The sequence below is a fragment of the Adhaeribacter swui genome (genome assembly GCF_014217805.1).
In the GTDB taxonomy this organism is placed as follows: Bacteria; Bacteroidota; Bacteroidia; order Cytophagales; family Hymenobacteraceae; genus Adhaeribacter; species Adhaeribacter swui.
Window position 1 is genome coordinate 2,319,893 of sequence record NZ_CP055156.1, and the last position, 17,398, is coordinate 2,337,290.

The 17,398-nt window shown below is 44.4% G+C and carries 19 protein-coding genes; 15 read left to right on the plus strand and 4 right to left on the minus strand.

Going from position 1 to position 17,398, the window contains the following annotated elements; all coding sequences use genetic code 11:
• Positions 1-317 precede the first annotated feature (317 nt).
• Both HUW51_RS10130 and HUW51_RS10135 read right to left on the minus strand, forming a co-directional pair.
• Positions 318-1,718 (minus strand): tyrosine-type recombinase/integrase, encoded by a 1,401-nt coding sequence (locus HUW51_RS10130; protein WP_185273914.1) that lies wholly within the window; start codon positions 1,716-1,718, stop codon positions 318-320.
• Between the two features lie 132 nt (positions 1,719-1,850).
• Positions 1,851-2,270 carry a helix-turn-helix domain-containing protein gene (locus tag HUW51_RS10135; protein ID WP_185273915.1) on the minus strand — a complete coding sequence of 140 codons (420 nt, stop codon included), beginning with the start codon at positions 2,268-2,270 and terminating at the stop codon, positions 1,851-1,853.
• 137 nt (positions 2,271-2,407) lie between these two features.
• Between HUW51_RS10135 and HUW51_RS10140 the strand changes: the two genes are divergently transcribed.
• From HUW51_RS10140 to HUW51_RS10165, 6 genes are all read left to right on the plus strand, one after another.
• Entirely contained in the window at positions 2,408-2,713 is a 306-nt protein-coding gene (locus HUW51_RS10140; RefSeq protein WP_185273917.1) for a hypothetical protein, read from the plus strand.
• 100 nt (positions 2,714-2,813) lie between these two features.
• Positions 2,814-3,140, plus strand: coding sequence for a helix-turn-helix transcriptional regulator (locus HUW51_RS10145; RefSeq protein ID WP_185273919.1), 327 nt, complete (start codon positions 2,814-2,816; stop codon positions 3,138-3,140).
• A gap of 89 nt (positions 3,141-3,229) precedes the next feature.
• Positions 3,230-3,460, plus strand: coding sequence for a hypothetical protein (locus tag HUW51_RS10150; protein ID WP_185273920.1), 231 nt, complete (start codon positions 3,230-3,232; stop codon positions 3,458-3,460).
• Between the two features lie 7 nt (positions 3,461-3,467).
• Complete coding sequence (locus tag HUW51_RS10155; protein WP_185273922.1) at positions 3,468-3,770, plus strand: hypothetical protein; 303 nt, start codon at positions 3,468-3,470, stop codon at positions 3,768-3,770.
• An 80-nt stretch (positions 3,771-3,850) separates the two neighbouring features.
• The gene (gene dnaG / locus HUW51_RS10160) at positions 3,851-7,372 is read left to right on the plus strand and encodes a DNA primase (RefSeq protein WP_185273924.1); all 3,522 of its coding nucleotides are present in this window, start codon (positions 3,851-3,853) and stop codon (positions 7,370-7,372) included.
• A 591-nt stretch (positions 7,373-7,963) separates the two neighbouring features.
• A complete protein-coding gene (locus tag HUW51_RS10165; RefSeq protein WP_185273926.1) occupies positions 7,964-8,509 on the plus strand; it encodes a hypothetical protein in 546 nt (181 codons plus the stop codon).
• 544 nt (positions 8,510-9,053) lie between these two features.
• Here HUW51_RS10165 and HUW51_RS10170 read toward each other — a convergent pair.
• A complete protein-coding gene (locus tag HUW51_RS10170) occupies positions 9,054-9,221 on the minus strand; it encodes a hypothetical protein (RefSeq protein WP_185273927.1) in 168 nt (55 codons plus the stop codon).
• 284 nt (positions 9,222-9,505) lie between these two features.
• On the opposite strand from HUW51_RS10170, the gene HUW51_RS10175 reads away from it, so the two are divergent.
• From HUW51_RS10175 to HUW51_RS10205, 8 genes are all read left to right on the plus strand, one after another.
• Positions 9,506-10,207 (plus strand): phage antirepressor N-terminal domain-containing protein, encoded by a 702-nt coding sequence (locus HUW51_RS10175; protein ID WP_185273929.1) that lies wholly within the window; start codon positions 9,506-9,508, stop codon positions 10,205-10,207.
• A gap of 76 nt (positions 10,208-10,283) precedes the next feature.
• Positions 10,284-10,913, plus strand: coding sequence for a hypothetical protein (locus HUW51_RS10180; RefSeq protein WP_185273931.1), 630 nt, complete (start codon positions 10,284-10,286; stop codon positions 10,911-10,913).
• Positions 10,910-11,185: a hypothetical protein gene (locus HUW51_RS10185; protein ID WP_185273932.1), complete on the plus strand. Its 276-nt coding sequence runs from the start codon at positions 10,910-10,912 to the stop codon at positions 11,183-11,185. Before HUW51_RS10180 ends, HUW51_RS10185 begins: the two co-directional genes overlap by 4 nt.
• Positions 11,182-11,460, plus strand: a complete 279-nt coding sequence (locus HUW51_RS10190; protein ID WP_185273933.1) for a hypothetical protein — start codon at positions 11,182-11,184, stop codon at positions 11,458-11,460. Before HUW51_RS10185 ends, HUW51_RS10190 begins: the two co-directional genes overlap by 4 nt.
• Positions 11,461-11,672: 212 nt before the next feature.
• A complete protein-coding gene (locus tag HUW51_RS10195) occupies positions 11,673-12,800 on the plus strand; it encodes a cytochrome-c peroxidase (RefSeq protein ID WP_185273934.1) in 1,128 nt (375 codons plus the stop codon).
• A 5-nt stretch (positions 12,801-12,805) separates the two neighbouring features.
• Positions 12,806-13,666, plus strand: coding sequence for a TonB-dependent receptor plug domain-containing protein (locus HUW51_RS24560; RefSeq protein ID WP_228466989.1), 861 nt, complete (start codon positions 12,806-12,808; stop codon positions 13,664-13,666).
• The gene (locus tag HUW51_RS24565) at positions 13,576-14,787 is read left to right on the plus strand and encodes a TonB-dependent receptor plug domain-containing protein (protein WP_228466990.1); all 1,212 of its coding nucleotides are present in this window, start codon (positions 13,576-13,578) and stop codon (positions 14,785-14,787) included. The genes HUW51_RS24560 and HUW51_RS24565 overlap by 91 nt, the downstream gene beginning before the upstream one ends.
• 57 nt (positions 14,788-14,844) lie before the next feature.
• Positions 14,845-15,345: a molybdopterin-dependent oxidoreductase gene (locus tag HUW51_RS10205; protein ID WP_185273935.1), complete on the plus strand. Its 501-nt coding sequence runs from the start codon at positions 14,845-14,847 to the stop codon at positions 15,343-15,345.
• 116 nt (positions 15,346-15,461) lie between these two features.
• On the opposite strand, the gene HUW51_RS10210 is transcribed toward HUW51_RS10205, so the two are convergent.
• Positions 15,462-16,361, minus strand: a complete 900-nt coding sequence (locus tag HUW51_RS10210) for a helix-turn-helix domain-containing protein (RefSeq protein ID WP_185273936.1) — start codon at positions 16,359-16,361, stop codon at positions 15,462-15,464.
• Between the two features lie 170 nt (positions 16,362-16,531).
• Here HUW51_RS10210 and HUW51_RS10215 point away from each other — a divergent pair, with 170 nt between their 5' ends.
• The gene (locus HUW51_RS10215; RefSeq protein ID WP_317175623.1) at positions 16,532-17,386 is read left to right on the plus strand and encodes an aldo/keto reductase; all 855 of its coding nucleotides are present in this window, start codon (positions 16,532-16,534) and stop codon (positions 17,384-17,386) included.
• The last annotated feature ends 12 nt before the right edge of the window (positions 17,387-17,398 follow it).

The following is a 17,398-nucleotide window of genomic DNA, read 5'->3' on the forward strand; positions in this document are numbered from 1 at the left end:
CATCGATACCTCCTGACCAGAGTTTAGTAATTTTATGAAGCCAATATTACTTTAAGTAGGTAGAGGTTCAATTGTACTAGGGACAAAAGATTGTATTTGCAGGCAAATTGTGTGCAAATAAAAAAGCACTTACCGAATTTCTTCTTGTAAGTGCTTTATTTTCAAGTGGTCGCGTAGGGACTTTTCAACGGCACCATTTACTAGTATTTACTAGCAAAAACTGGTCTCATTAATAAGGAAGGCCATTTGTGAATATTACAAATAGTAATAAGAGGTAGTTGATGTATTAACTTCTGCACCCAAAAGCTGCACCCACTTTACGAAACTTTATGGGATTGCTGCTTAAAAATATTAACTAGTTCTTGCTCATCAATTCCAATGTATCTGTTGAATGAAACCTCAGTTTTATGACCAGTAGCTTGCATAACTATGTGGCGCGGTACCCCTTGGTATACTTTAGTAGTAGCAAAAGTTTTACGGCCAACTTTAGTACTCAATACAATGCGATCAACGTCGGCTAACTTTTGGATTAACTTTAGGTGATGATTGATCTTTGGGCATTTAGGAAAAATAAATTGCTCTGAATTGCGGTATTTGTTAACCAGAGCTACAGGTTTGAAAATACCATCATCGAAGAATGGAATATAACAATACTCTCCAGTTTTTTGAGTATCAACAATAATCAACTCTTGTTTAATATCACTAACAGCTAATTTCTGGGCATCACTTATCCGTAGGCCAGTATAGCAGCACATTAAAAATACATCTCTCGCTAATTCTAGCTGAAAAATGTATGAATCAAAAGCAGATAACTCTAAATTCTCATTTAATTTGTTAGAATAAGAGAAGTAGAGTTTGTTGCGGAGTGGAGCCGCTTTGAAATCTAGGTTTTCAATAGCCACAAGCTCAGTTAACAGCAAGAAATCAACTCCTTTGTAGCGCGATGGTGCCGAGAAACGTACGTATTTAGGATTAATTTTTAATTCCTCATCGTGATCCTCACACCAAGTAAGAAATTGCTTTAGCCGCCGTACATGCTTACCAAAGTTATTTATGCCTTGATTTAATTCTTTTAGCATGTATTCGCGAAAAGCCGCGTAGAAGTGTTTATCCATCCCTTCTAGACTAAGCGGTTTGCCGTAGAATTCTTCAAAAGCAACAAATCGCTTTATCGTGGAATTTAATCCTTTGATTGTATTGGGAGACATTACCCTCCCAGTTGCTTCTACGATGCGATCTTTTTCTTCATTAACCCATAGGTGCATCAACGAAATTACTGAAGGTTTTATCGTGGACTCCAAATCCACTATTATGTCTAGCTTTTTTAAATTTAATTGGTATGATTCGTATGCTTGCTGCAACTGCAAGTTGGTAAAATCATCTTGGGACTCAGAAGCGCCACTGGCCAGTACTGCGGCATAAACTTTTTCAAACAGCAACTTAAAACTTTCATTAGTGAGTTCTATGCTACTGTCATTACTAACCTTAAAAACAAACCGAAGCGTTTTTTCAATATTATCCAGCTTTTGATTTATTATCGAGGCGAATGGCTGCCGTGGTTTTACTTTCTGCTTTTCACTATCCCACCCATCAGGATATAACACTTTTTCCCCAGTAGGAATAGGTAGGCGTTTATTATAATAATGCACCATCATGCGAATAGGAGCTTTACCATCTTTGTCAAGCCGATCTTTTCGCGGGTAACGATTTATTTCCATTCAGTAAGGCTACATTAAGCTATACTTAAAGCTGATTGTTAGAAGGTTAGTCTAGAATGTGCTTAATTATCTAGAGTGGGTCTATTGCAGAATATTCCATGATATATTCTATCGAGTAAGAATATTGGTAATCTATTTGATCTTTTTTAGAAGCTCAATAATTTCATCCTTCAATTGCAATTCCTTGACTAAGCTCGCATTCTCCGCCCGACATAAAGCCAATTCATGTAAAACCTTATCCATGCTAATTTTTGAATTATCGTTTAAGTTGCCAGGAATGGTAATCTTTTGTTTAGTGACATGACCCATCGTATTGGCTATACCATTTAGCTTAACATTGTAGTAAGTATTTTTCGACACTTTCTTGTTGTAAAGCAAATACTCTACTGGTAGACGAAGTATCTCGGCTATTTTAACAAGATACCTGCTCTCCACTGAATCCCGTTTATATATCTTATACAAATTAGCTACACTCATTTCGGCATGCGCTGCCACTTGCTCCGGAGTTAAATCGGAGTCCTCGATAGCCTTCTTAATATTCTCCCCAATCATCTTTTATTATTCAAGCTTGATGCTCAATATTTTATAACATATTACAGTAATATATTATAATAATACTTGACTATATTATTCAACTATGTTATAATTGTCTGTTATTAGTAATCGAATGTACAATAAAACTGACACAAATGGCAAAAGTTGTCCGGAAAAAAGCACTGAGCGAAACCCCTAAATTCAACATTAGAATCCGCTACGAAAAGCTTAATGACGATCAGAAAAAGCTACTCCGTGCGGAGCACGTAAAGACTTTCGGTTTAGGAGATCGTGCTTTTTACAGAGACCTTAATAAAGACCTTTTAAGTGACGAGGTTCTCCAGTTTTTCGCCGACATGTTTGGCTGTTCCATTGCTGATCTCTTTCGCCATAAACCCCCAATAAGGCCAACGGTGTTCGATTTAGAGCAGAAATACGACAAACAATTACTCAGAAACTAGACCAGCAATCATACCAAAAATAAAAGTATATAATACATATTATATATACAAATAAATATAACAAATATAATATTCATTTGAATTAAAGCGCTAAGTACCCATGACACCAAACGACCTATTAACCGTGGGGGATTTAAATACCTTGAAAACAGAAATTCGAGGGATGTTAGATGAATTAAAGCCGTCTTTAGCTAACGCCAAAGATCGCTATTTAAACATTCAAGAAATTGTAGAATTCACGGGGCATAGTGATAAAACGGTGCGTCGGTGGATTAAGGAAGGCAAGAAAGATCGTTTTGGGAAAGTTTTTAAGCTCGAAGCCGAAGAATTTTCCCCAAGTAATTACCGGGTATTGCGCAGCACCCTGATTGCTTTTGGAAAAATAAAAGGCTGTATCCCCGCCGGTCCAGAAGGAAGCAGTAAATAAGGATGACTAAAGTCGATAATAGAATCTAGTAAATACAAAAGCCATCATTTACTAGCCTCATTAAATCATCATTTAAATCACGCATTCAAATGTTACAGCCTGATCAGAAAATAAAAGCCTTGGAGCAAGATATTGCCTTTTTAGAGGCGGAGCTAGAAGCTATAGGTAGAAGAAAAGAAGTGGCAGAAATATTCGAAGATAGGCTAACGGTTGCTAACTGCGGAAAAGATTGGGCTGAGATTGCGGCTACCCTCCAGCGAATGCAGCACGATTTAGCAGTGCTCAAACAAAAACATTATTTCGCTACCCTAATCAGATAAAAGTCTCATGCCCATTGATCGTCGCCGCTACCCCAAGAACTGGAATCTGATCAGCTACTTCGTGCGGTTTACCCGGGCGAAAGGTAAATGTGAGTTTTGCGGAGCCGAGCACGGAAAACAGCATCCTGCCACCGGTTCGATGGTCTACCTGCAAGCCATTCACGTCAAGCACACTTTAGAAGCTACCTCCTGGGAGGACTACAAAGCGGCTTGTCAAAAGTGTCATTTTAATTATGATCGCCGCGCCAGCCAAATGGCCCGCCGGTACGGGAAGTGTTACCGCGATACGCAATTAGACTTATTTACTTGAAGTAGAATTTCCTATTCAAATCAATGATGCTCAACTATAAATTAATTCTTCACCCATAAAGTTTTTCTCGGTAAGCACGCATGAGTTATAATAAACGGATCAGTGATGATACCATTCAAAAAGTAAAACAAGTAGATATTGTGGCGGTGGTGGGGGCTTACTTACCCCTAAAAACCACCGGTACCCGGCACCAAGCCTGCTGTCCTTTTCACGTCGAGAAAACGCCATCGTTTTCGATCAATGAGGTGAAGCAAATTTTTAAGTGTTTCGGCTGTGGTGCGGCCGGCGACAGCATTGCTTTTGTGCAGAAAAAAGAAAACTGGAGCTTCGCCGAAGCTGTGCTTGATATCGCCACTAAAAATGGCATTCCGCTAGAGTACGAGAATTTATCTGGGGAGCAGCAGCAAGAAGCCGAGCAAGCCTACCAGGTCCGTAAATCCCGGCAGCTGTTACTCGAGTACGCTCTTGCTTACTATCAGGCCAATGATTTACCAGCTACTTGGCCGCAGCAAAGACGCTTACACGAAACAACGTTACTGGACTTTAAAGTAGCTTTAGCGCCGGCCGAGAAGGACCAGTTTTTTAAAGACGCTACTGCCGCTGGCTACCAACCTGATCAACTCTTACTAGCCGGTCTGATCCGGGAAGTCACGCTGGAAAGTAAAACGGTGGCTTACGACTTTTTTCAAGACCGCATCCTTTTTCCTATCCACGATCACCGGGGGCAGCTAGTCGCTTTCACGGGTAGACTAGTGAGAGAACCAGCGCCAGATGCAACGTATAAACCTCCCAAGTACCTGAACTCCCCGGACACTGTCTGGACCAAGGGCGATCACCTCTACGGGCTACATTTGGCCGGCAAACACATTCAGGAGAAGCAATTTGCTTACCTGGTGGAAGGCAACGTGGATGTGCTGAGCTTTTACCAAGCAGATTTTAAAAATACCGTAGCGCCTTGCGGTACGGCTTTAACTTTAAACCAGATCCAACTTTTAAAAAAATATACGGATACCGTCGTGATCGTGCCCGACCACGATGCGGCTGGCCTAAAAGCGCTGCATAAGAATGCCCAGCTATTGATTGAGCAAGGTTTTATTGTGCGGGTATTGTTGCCGGGCAAAGAACGGGATCCGGATGAGGAGATTAGAAAACTTATTACTCCCGAGAAAATAGGGGAGTGGCTTCGGGATACTAAAGAATATATCTCCGGCTACTTGCTGGATGAATGCCAATCGCAAGGCTGCTTATCTCCCCACGAAAAAGCGGAGCAGATTACTCGTATGGGCACAGTGCTGGAGCTCATCGAGAAAGACATCCTGCGGAATACCTATTTCGACGAAGTCTGCGAACGCTGGCCAGATTTCAAAAAGAACTACAAGCTGCAAAAACGTAAGTCTGAAACTGATTCCCAGGAACTCTCCAAGCTGGAGTCTACCACGCGGGCCGCTTATTTTGACTTTGGCTACTACGAAAAAGACGGATGCTATTATACTTACGAGAAAAAGCAGGAGATCATGATCTGTAACTTTACCATTGAGATCCTCTACTTCGTACTCTCGGAAAATGAACCCAAGTACGTTTGTATCTTCCGTAATATGTTTGGCAAGGTTCGCACCACGGCCGTATCTACTGATGATTTTACGGGCGTGGGCACGTTTAAACGCGCCATCGGTAAACTGGGCGCCTTTATCTTTGACGGCACGGAAACCCACCTGAACAAAATTAAAATGAAGCTCTTTGACGGGGTGATTGAAGCCGTGCAACCGCGCTACATGGGCTACAATTCCCACGGGGACTTCTACACCTGGGCCAACGGATTGTTCTATGATGGCCAGTTCATTAAATCCGATAAGTACGGCATCGTGCCCTTGAGAAAACCAATTAAAAGCTTAGAAGAGCTCGCGCAAGTAACTTCGGATAGCCAGGTGGAAATAAATAAGTCTTTATTGTTTTTTCGTTCCTATAATCAGTTTATTACCCAACTACCCGCCGACCAACTGCAAGAACAGCTAACAGCTGGCAAGGTGTACCAGCTCTCGTATTATTACCTGCCTTTTTCGACAACCCTGAAACTAAATCCGGAGGAAGATGATACTTACGAGCTCGAGCGCATGTTCCGGCACTTTGAAAAACCCGGCCTTACCTTCGAGCGCTGGGCCACGCTCCTGGTGGAAGCCTACGGCAATAACGGCAAAGTGATGGTGTGCTTCTTCTTGGCAGCCTTGTACCGGGATATCATCTTTAAAGAAAACAGTAATTACTTTCCCTTGCTGGACCACTTTGGCCCCCGGGGAGCGGGTAAGAGCAAAGGAGCTGAATCTTTAGCGGCCATGTTCGGGGAATACCCTGAAGATGGGGTGAACATTGAAGGGGGGAGTACCGCCACCGGGATCCGCCGCTACATGGCTTCGGTCCGCAATGGCTTGATCTGGCTCAACGAATACAAAAATACGGCCTCTGATCAATTAATTGGGATGCTCAAAGGCATTGCCGACGGTAGCGGCAAGATGACCGGCCGGGCTACTGGGGGCAACGAAACCAAGAACTATAAACCGCAGTCCGCAGCCTTGCTCTGTGGCCAGGATCTGCCCACAAAGGATCCGGCATTACTCTCCCGCACGATTATATCGGAGTTCAACGAGCAAACTAAGCAGACCAGCGTGACTGCTTACCAGGAGTTAAAACAGCTCGAGAAAGATGGTTATACCACGAGTGTCACTTGCCAGATGCTCCAGTACCGCAGTCACATGAAACACTACCGCCAGGTAGAACCTAAAATAAACCAAAAAGTTAAAGCCAAATGCCGCGAGGTATTGGAGTTCCCGCCCGATGACCGGGCCGTGCTAAACATCAGCACCCTGCTGACTACTTACCAGATCTTGGCCGAACAAGGCCAGGTGCAATTTCCGTTCAGCTACGAGGATATCCAGCAAGAGCTCGTTACCCGCTTGAAGCTGCAGGTAGAAATACAAGCGGTATCCGATGACGTGGAACAGTATTTACTCGTGCTGCAATCCATCCGGGAAGTGCGGGAAGGGGAGCACTACAAAATCCAGCGGGAAGCTGACGGTGTAACCAAGCTGTTCCTACGCACCAAAGCCGTCCATAATTTCTACCTGGCCACCGCCCGGACGCAAAACATTACGCCTTTGGGCATTAGCACCATCCGGGTCTACCTGGAGAAGCACCGCGCCTTTCTGGAAGTCAGGGAAAGAGGGGTGCACTTTCCGGAACTGGCCAATACCACGAGCGCCATGGTGCTCAATTACGATTTGCTGCGCCGGCAAGGCATCGAGTTCCAAACCAAGACCAACCTGCAGCAATTAACCTCCGAAGATGATCCGAGCGCAAAGCTAGCGCGCTTGATAAAACTAAATGGCAATGCCCCGGAGCTCATCGCGGCCTTCGTAAAGGATCAACCGTTGGACCAGTGGCTGAGCACGGAAGAGTTACTGGCTGACTTTAACTACAACAAAAGCCCCAAGATGGCCCGGGACAAGTTTATGGAAGCCATTCACCAGAATGCTCAGGTAGCACCGAATCGGCAATATGACTTTTCGGATAAAACTGGTACCATGGTCAGGTTTAAGCAATATTTTTAAATTTGCTTTGCCCCCTTAAAATCGAGTATTGAGTTTCCCACTTTCCCCTTTCTATTTGTAATACTTATTTATTGCTGATTATCAGCAACTTATAGAAGGTATAGTAAAGAATAGTTCTATTTTATTCGGGGAAACAGATGGGAAACTTGGGGAAACTCGGGGAAACTGCCCCCCAATACGGGGAAACAGGAGTGGGAAACGCCCGGGAGTTTCCCCTTTTCCCCCCGAGTTTCCCACCTGCTTAAATTGTAAGTGGTTGATAATCAAAGATGGGGAAAGTGGGAAACTGGGAAACACGAAAATCAACTATTCTGGATTTTTCGCTTTTTTCAAAAACGGAGGAGCATTTCAACTATTACCTTAATTTACCAAGTAAAAAGCAGAATAGAACTTTTTTAATAGTTTACCCCGGCCGGTAGTTAAGAGAAACAAATCCTTTTGCTAGGGAAAGATCCATGCTTTGCAGCAGTTAAGCTTGGGTGCAGTGATAAACTTTAGACCAGGAAGTTTAATATTGAATTATTCTAGGGCAAATGTCCTTTTGAGAGCATCGGGGGCGGATTAATTTTAGTATATTCAAGTCCCGAATATATGCAGATTACGCTCAAAGTTCCCGTTAAACCTTATGTGCAGAAGTATTTAGTGGCCCGCTACGGGAATTTGTACACCATCAGTAAACGCGATGCGATTGGTATTGTCTTGTACCAGATGATGCGCCGGCCCACAACCGAGAGCCGCGCTTCCAAACGCATCGGCCAGTACGCGGCGACCTACCCCATTGTGGTTTCTTCCCGGGACTTTTGGAAGCGGGGCTGCCGCAACCTGGACGACTACACCAGCATTCAGTTAAACAACCTGGTGGAAGACTTAATCCAGCAGGAGTTTTGTGCCTACATCGAGAACCTGGAAGCGCACGGGGTGGAGCAGCGATACGCCATTGAAGCTTTCATGGCCAAGTACGACTGGGATGAGAGTGATGTGAAGTTTGAGACCATTAAGAAAGCGTACCAGCGTTACCGCCTGGATCAGGCCAAGCTAGGTATCTTCCCTTTGAAGGTTCAGCAAGTGCTGCCATACCTGTGCGCCATAAAGGTGTTTGCCTCACGCAAACGAATGAAAAAGGTTGTGGAAATGTAAGTTTAGAGGTTCCGCATTTGTCTTGTTACTGGTCCGGCCACTTGGAGGCCCGACAAAGCCAGCTGGTAGCTGGCTTTTTTATTGCTCTCCAGAATCCAGTTTTGCGACTAACGAAGTTCTATTAGGAACCAGGTTGGCTTCGCTAGAAACTGCCGGCCAGAATCATTCTGGGAAGGAATGGTCGATGCTTGACTGGCCGGAATAGTTGCCAGTTGACTGGCTGGGAGCTGACTGGAAGTTGCCAGTACGTTCCTCGGTCAGTTGGCTGCAATCGGCCTTTTTGGTAGTGGAGTCCCCGTCATATATCGTAAAAGTTGCCAGGGAAAGTTGCCGGTTGCCGATAGTGCAAGCCGGGGTGCGCAGCCGGATTTTGAGACTGGGAGATATGTTTTTCGGGGCAAAAACCTAGCTAGGAAGCTGGAAATGCCTTTTTTGTTAAAAATTTTTGAGACTGGCTTTTTTAGAATTATTGCCCTATGATTTCCGAGCTATGGACTAGCAATAATTAAATTAAAACAACAGTAGATTGTTAGTTGATGCTTAGCTATTTGCTATTGTTTTGGGCTTTCATGACTTCTAAACCTTTTCGGATTACAATTTCATAAACATCTTTTAACGAAGCTCTTTTCTTCGTTTCCTTCTCGATTTTCAATTGTTGCTCTTTTACTTCAAAATGTACTTCTTCTGGTAAGTCTAATTGAATTTTGGCCATTTTTTTATTAATATCTAACTGATACAAATATATCTATTAAATATTTTTTACCAAAATTTTGTTTGTTAGTATCTGTTAGATATATTTGTATCAATTAGATATTTTTATAACAAACAGATATATGGCCGATTCTGATTAACCTTATTTTGTATAAGCTAACTTATATAGCTGCTCATAAAAAGGGCTAATTAGTTGCCAACTGTATAAGCTAGCTTATACAGTTGGATTCAAAGTCAAAGAGGTTTAAGAGTTATTACGTCACCAACCTATAACCTAAATAAATTATGAATGAACAAGAGCAATTAGAAAAACTAGAATTTGAGGGTAATACAATTGGCATTATTCCTCTGGATAATCAAAAATTAATACCTGTAAAAGTGATTTGTGAGATATTGGATCTGGATCATGTATGGCAGACTAAGAATCTTCAGGAAAGTCTCCTTTTTTCGGGAATATTAAAAACGACAAAGGCGGTTGCCGCGGACGGAAGTAAGAGAGATATGCTTTGTATCCCTGCTTTAGAAGTGGAGCATTGGATTCATAGTGTATCAGATACAAACCGAACTCCGGAACAGTTACAAAAGAAAACGGCTTTTCTCCTCTGGTTTCGGCAGCAACGGCACTTTTTCTATCAAACCATGGGTGATATTGTGCAAAAGAATAAGCAGGAACTCGTGCTTAAACAGCTTATTTCTAAATCCAGAAAAAACGTGGCTCTGGAAAAGAACAAACTCAAAAAGTACGAAGAAGCCTTGGCTCAGGTCCACGAAGCAAAATACGGAAACATCCAGGTAGAAGACCAAGGAGAATATGATTTTGAACAAGCGGCTATCAATCAGATTCCGGAAAGCGAAGCCGACATGCTCCGGCTCTTGCTCAACAATCGCTCTTATATTTCCAAGTCCAAGAAAATACCTTCCCGCAGCTTAGAAGTTCATGTTAGAGAAAAACAGAATCAAGAGATTGAAAGAAGAATGCACACTTAATAAATAAAAAAGCCCGATGTGGGGACATCGGGCCAGTTCAACAAATCATTGTCAAACATTTTAGCACCTCAAAGTTATGCAAATTAATTCGCAAAACAATGCTCCGGCTTTCAACCGCGCCGAGCACACCATTGCTTCACCTAATCCTAATGGCCACCTCTATTCTGAGCAACCACTCGGCTTAGAAATTGATTGCTCTTGTAATTACCTACTTTACAATGCCACGGCTATGGCACACCAATGCGGGCAAAATTTAGCACTCTTCTTGAGTTTGCCCCAAACCAAAGAAGTAATTGCGGCTCACCTGGCAAATGAAAAACTCTACCAAATTCTCCGGTTAAATTCCGGTCTGGCTTGGTTCATTGAACCAGAAGACAAACTAGATCTGGTGTTGCAAAGCAGAGCGGGCATTGTTTGGGTCAATGCCCTACTAGCCCTGCGCCTAGCTCTTTACCTCGGCAGCGTGCCCTTACAAACCTGGGTACTAGCAACTCGCAATACGATTAAGGCAGAGATTAGAAAAAACAGGCGCTTACCTGATCAGGCCCCAGCGTGTAACTATTTTGGGGTACCATCTCCGACTACTCACCAGTCATTAGGAGCGCGTATAATCAAACCGAAATCAACCTCCAAAGTACTGGCACCGGTGGGACATTGGCGTCTGTTGCCCGGCCAAAAATTTACTGCTAACCAACCCGCATCATGAAAGATTCTCTTTGTCAAGGTCAGCCTTTGCTCGTGTTAAATCCGGAAACCAACCGTTACCTCAATATTCAACCTTTAACTCAGTTCCTAAAAGAAAGGTGCGCTAACAATCCGGCCCAGCTGGCTCAGCGCTTTGAAGAGACCATCCGCTTTGTCAGCCAATCCTTTGACCGCGATACTGAACCCCTGGATCTAAAAAATACCCTGGGCTTCTTGTTCGAAATGAAAGATGTGTTTAATTGTTTGGGCGAGTATAAAGCGACGGGACCATGAGCATCACCACCAAGCAAGAAAATGGTCAAACCATCCTGATCATTGCCAACCAGCCTCAGCTTACCGAACATACGCTCACGGCTTTCATCGAATTCCTGGATGGGATCCAGCACCAGGTGCACCAACTGCAACAATACCTGGACAACCTGGAAGCAACGGTTTTAATCAATAGCGTGGACCGGGAACAATGGGAAAAAGAGTTTGATTTGATGCAGTTCCTGCGTTCTTTTCTGATGCACCTCCGCCGGCATTTTCATCCCCAGCAATCTTTATAAAACAAAGGCAGTGCTGCATTTTTTAGCACTGCCTTTGTTTTTCTTCATAAAAAGTAAACGTTTTTCGGAGGTAAGTTTATTAATCCACCAATTAGAAGTTCAATCGTTTACCCTTGACTATTACCGATTCATTTCTAACTTTACCGTTATATATTTAAAAATATAACGGTTAGCCGGTTCTAAGTGGCCAGCTGGGAGGAATAGTTTTCTGAATGAAACGGCTTTTCAAAATAGCGGCTAAATCAAAGTTGCGGCATAAAAGAGCGGGTATACTCTTGCTCTTGGTGCCGCTGTTAGTGGGCTGGATTGCCAACGCCCCTCCGGCCCATCCTTATCTTTTCGAGTTTCCTACTAACTTTGGCCAGCGTTTTACAATTCCTGCCGACAATCCCACTACCCAGGCGGGAGTAGCTTTGGGCAGGTACCTGTTCTACGAAACCAAGCTTTCGGCTAATAATCAATTATCCTGCGGCAGCTGTCACCAACAACAACGGGCCTTTACCGACGGGAAAGCCTTTAGCACGGGCGTGGATCAAAAATCAACCAGCCGCAACTCCATGGCGCTGGTTAACTTGCTCTGGAACCGCAAATTTTTCTGGGACGGGCGAAGTGCCAGCTTGGAAGATCAAGCGCTCTTTCCTTTAACCAACCCCCACGAAATGGGCCAGCCGTTAGCGGTATCCGTGCACCAGCTCCGGAAAACCCCGTTGTATCCTCCCTTATTTAAAGCCGCTTTCGGGGATACCGCCATTACTGCTAAGCGCTTACTCCAGGCATTAGCCCAATTCGAAAGAACGCTGATCTCGGCTAATTCACGCTACGATCAATACTTAAGGGGTCAGTACCAACCTACCTCCCTAGAGCTGCAAGGCCTGGCGTTGTTTACCAATGGTCCCCAACCCGAAAAGAATAGCCGGGGGGCTAACTGCGCCCATTGTCACGGGGGCGTAAAAACCTACCTGGACGTATTTCATAACAACGGTTTGAATTCTATTTATTCGGACACTGGCCGGCAAAGCATTACGGGTTCTTTGGCCGATCACGGCCGCTTTAAAGTACCTACCTTGCGTAACATTGCTTTAACGGCGCCTTACATGCACGACGGACGTTTTCAAACCCTGGAAGAAGTTTTGGCGCATTATAACGGTCCTCTACGGGCCGCGAATTTGAGTCCTTTTTTAAAAGATGTCTCGAATGATCCCCATGGTCCAACCTTGGCTTTAACGGCCACCGAAAAGCAGGCTATTATCGCTTTTCTACACCTATTAACGGATTCTTCCTTTGTGCAAAATCCGGCATTTGCCGACCCCTTTCCATCTTTACCGGTTTCTCAAAACTAATTTATATGCGTCCACTCTACCTTTTCTGCTTGCTAGCTTGCTTTCGTTTTTCGGCTTTCGGCCAAACCGCTCCGGCGGATTCCACCGGGCTGACCCAACGGGTATTTAAGTTAGGTGAAGTGGTGATCAGCGGCCGCCAGACGGAAGAAAATACGACCGTCACTAGCGAGCAACTGGAAAGTTTTAACCGCCTGGACGTATCGCACGCCCTGAACTTATTACCGGGCGTCAACTTAGCCGGCGTAGGGGCCCGCAATGAATCCGTAGTTCTGGTCCGGGGATTTGATCTACGGCAAGTGCCCGTTTTTATTGACGGGGTGCCGGTCTACGTTCCCTACGATGGGTACGTGGATCTGGCGCGCTTTACCACGTTTGACGTGGCGCAGATCAACGTGGCCAAAGGTTTTTCTTCGGTGACCTACGGGGCCAATACCCTGGGCGGAGCCATTAACATCGTTTCCCGCAAACCCCTTAAGAAATTAGAGCTGGAAACGAGGGCCGGTTGGCTGAGTAGGCAGGGACAACGCTTAAGCTTAAACGTAGGCTCTAACCTGGGTAAGTTTTACGTGCAGGGCAGCGCCTCCCGGTTAAAACAGGAAACCTTTCCTTTAGCGGATGATTTTACCCCGAAAGAAAACGAAGATGGCAAAGATCGGGATAATGCTTACCGGGAAGATGCCAAATATACTCTGAAGGTGGGTTTCACCCCGCGGGAAAAAGACGAGTACGCGCTGAGCTACGTGAATCAACGGGGGAGAAGGGCAACCCGCCCTACGTGGGCAACGACCCGCAGCAACGGGCGCGGTTCTGGCAATGGCCCTACTGGAACAAGGAAAGTTTGTACTTTGTCTCTACTACCGGCCTAGGTGCCAACAGCGCACTTAAGACCCGGGTGTACTACGACCAGTTCCGCAATTTGCTGAAAGCTTTTGATGATAAGACCTATACTACCCAGAACCGGCCTTCTTCTTTTCAAAGCTTTTACCACGATGACACTTACGGCGCGGCGGTCGAGTACCACCGCAACTGGCCCGAAAAACACGCGCTAAAAGCGGCGTTGCAGTACAAGAATGACCAACACCAGGAATACAACCTGGGGGAACCCGAGCGCACGTTCCGGGATTATACGGCTTCACTGGGCATCGAAGATACCTACCAGATCACCGATAAATTAACGCTCTTGCCGGGTATTAGTTTAAACCTGCGCCACAGCCTGGAAGCGCAGAACTATAACGCCACCACAAAAGAAATCACCGATTTGCCGGAAAACGAGAACTACGCTTTCAACGCCCAGGTAGGCGTATTGTACCAGTTAACGGCGCAGCAGCGCTTGTCTTTTTCCGTAGCCCGTAAGTCCCGCTTTGCCACCATTAAAGACCGGTATTCCTACCGCATGGGCGCGGCCATTCCGAACCCGGATTTAAAAGCCGAAACAGCCCTGCATTACGAAGCCAGCTACCAGGCCACCTTCCAGGAAAAGTGGCAAGTAGTGGCCAATCTTTTCTACAGCCGGATCCAGGACGTGATCCAGCAAGTAAACAATGTGCAGCCTAATATTTTCCAGTTGCAAAACACGGGGAAGGCGGCATTTTCCGGGGCGGAGTTCAGCGCACAATACCCCATCTTAACGGATTGGAAAGCGGGCGGGCAGTACAGTTACTTGCACCGGGTTAACCGCAGTAACAAGGATCTAAAATTCATCGATGCTCCCGAGCACAAGGTGCTGGTATTTTCTAGCTATACCTATCAGGACCGGGGCGGGTTGACGGCGAGTGCCGAGTATAATTCCTCCCGCTACAGTACTAGCTACGGCATTAAATCCGCGGGCTTTACGCTCCTAAACCTGCGGGCGCAAGTGAAGGTGTACCGGGGCGTTTCCGTGGAAGGAGGGGTAAACAACTTGTTTGATAAGAATTATACCCTAGTAGAAGGTTTTCCGGAAGCCGGACGCAATTACTTTGTCAATCTGGTCTTTAGTAACCTGTAACCATCCTATCGATTTACCCAAACTGCTCATTTCTTTTATTCTTTAAGCATTCCAACCATGAAAAATAAATTCTTTCTACTTGTTTTTACCGCGTGGCTTTCTTCATTCAGCCTGCGCGCACAAACCGCTGGATCCGCTCCTTCCTTCCGGGTAGAAGGGGAAGTCACTACGCCGCTCACCTTAACGCTGACGGACTTAGATAAAATGGAAAAAACCACGGTGCAAGCCACCGATCGCCAGAATAAAGTCCATTCTTATTCGGGTGTGCTACTAGCGACTATCTTGAAGAAAGCGGGTGCGACACTCGGAGAAGAGCTAAAAGGAGAAAACCTGACCAAATACCTGCTCTTGGAAGCCAGCGATGGTTACCAGGTGCTGTTTTCTTTGGCCGAAGTGGATGAGGCGTTTTCGGATAAGAAAATCATATTGGCTAACCGCATGGATGGTTCCTGGTTAAAGGCGGACCAAGGGCCTTTTCAAATCATTGTGGAAGGAGAAAAAAAGAAGGCGCGCCACATTCGCCAAGTAAACCGGCTGCAGGTATATTTTGCTAAATAATCTTGGTTCTATTTTAGCATTAAACAGAATAATTAATAATTATCCTGGCTTTTAAGTAAGATGTTTATCATATAATATTCCTACATGCCCTTTGCTGGAAGAAAATCAAATTCTTATTAATTTAAAGAGCTGCGAAATTCGTTAGGGGAGTGCCCCACTCGTTGCTTAAATAACCGGGTAAAATGCTGCGGATACTTAAAGCCTAATTCGTAGGCAATTTGGCTTACCGATTTACTTTGGTCGAATATTCTTTCTTTTGCCACGTCCATTACCTTTAATTGAATATACTCCTGCGCGGTAGTTCCCGTTTCTTTTTTGATGAGGTCTCCAAAGTACTTAGGCGATATATTTAATTCACTGGCACAATATGCTACTGAAGGCAAACCAACTGTCTGAGGTTTGTCGGTCTGATAATACTCATTTAATAAATGCTCAAATCTTTCTAAAATTCCCAGATGGATGTTTTCTCGGGTAATAAATTGCCGGTCGTAAAACCGAACGCAATAATTTAAAAGCATTTCAATATTCGATACGATTAATCTTTTACTATGCTTATCAATGGCGTGATCTAATTCATACTCTATTTTTGAGAAACATTCCAACACAATTTTTCTCTCTCGTTCTGACAAATGCAGGGCTTCATTGGATTGATAACCAAAAAAAGTATAGTCTGGCATGTGCCGTCCTAAGGCAGTGCCATGGATTAAATCCGAATGAAAAACTAAGGCATATCCTTTCGGTTGGTAAATTTCTCCACTACTGTCCACGCTAACTACTTGCCCAGGGGCAATAAATACCAGCGTGCCTTCCTGGTAATCATAAGTTTCTCGACCATACCGCAGATCCCCGCATTTTACTTCTTTTAAAAAAACGGTATAAAAACCAAAATACATATTAGAGGCTTTCCTTGGATTGGCTTTTGACATATCAATTACACTCACCAGAGGGTGCAGGGTCTCCTGATTGTTAAAGGTGTTATAATCCTGCACTGTCTCAAATCTTCTCAAATTTTCCATAGCACTAATGTTTTAGCTAAATCAAAATTACTGCTTTTAGGGGCACTTTCTTATAAGGTTCTACAGCATCAGGAATATTGGTATGTAATTCCGGAATCTGTATACAAGTAAGGCAGATAAAACATAAGACCTTTGCAGTGTAACAATTAATTCCAGTTAAAAGAAGATATATGATGCAGAAGGTTAAATTAAATAATGGGGTGGAAATGCCTCTTCTGGGTTTTGGCGTGTTTCAAGTTCCTGACCCGGAAGAATGCGAAAGAAGTGTGTACGAAGCGATACAAACAGGTTATCGGTTAATTGATACCGCGGCTGTTTATCTGAATGAAGAAGCCGTCGGTCGAGCTATTAAAAGAAGTGGGGTACCTCGGGAAGAACTATTTATTACCACGAAGCTTTGGGTGCAGGATGCTGGGTACGAGAGTGCTCAAAAGGCATTTGAACGCTCCTTGGAGCGTTTACAATTAGACTACCTGGATCTTTATTTGATTCACCAACCTTATGGCGATGTGCACGGTGCTTGGCGGGCTATGCAGGAACTCTATTGGGAAGGTAAAATTAAAGCCATTGGGGTGAGCAACTTTCACCCGGACCGGGTAATTGATTTAATAATTCATGCCACAATTGTACCCGCAGTAAATCAAATTGAAACCCATCCTTTCCACCAGCAAGTAGAAGCACAAAAGTTTCTGGAAGAAAACAAAGTGCAAATTGAATCCTGGGGGCCATTTGCGGAAGGCAAAAACAACCTGTTCCAGAATGAGCTTCTAAAGACTATCGGTCAAAAATACAATAAAACAATAGCGCAAGTAGTGTTACGGTGGCTTACCCAGAGAGGCGTAGTGGCTATTCCTAAATCGGTTCGTCCAGAACGCATTGCCGAAAACTTTAGCATTTTTGATTTTGATTTAAGCCAAGAAGATATGGATACAATCGCTACCATGGATCAAAAGGCCAGCCTTTTCTTCGATCACCGGGATCCGGCCATGGTGAAATGGATCGGTCAGACCAGGGTAGATATTTAATTTTTAAAGCTA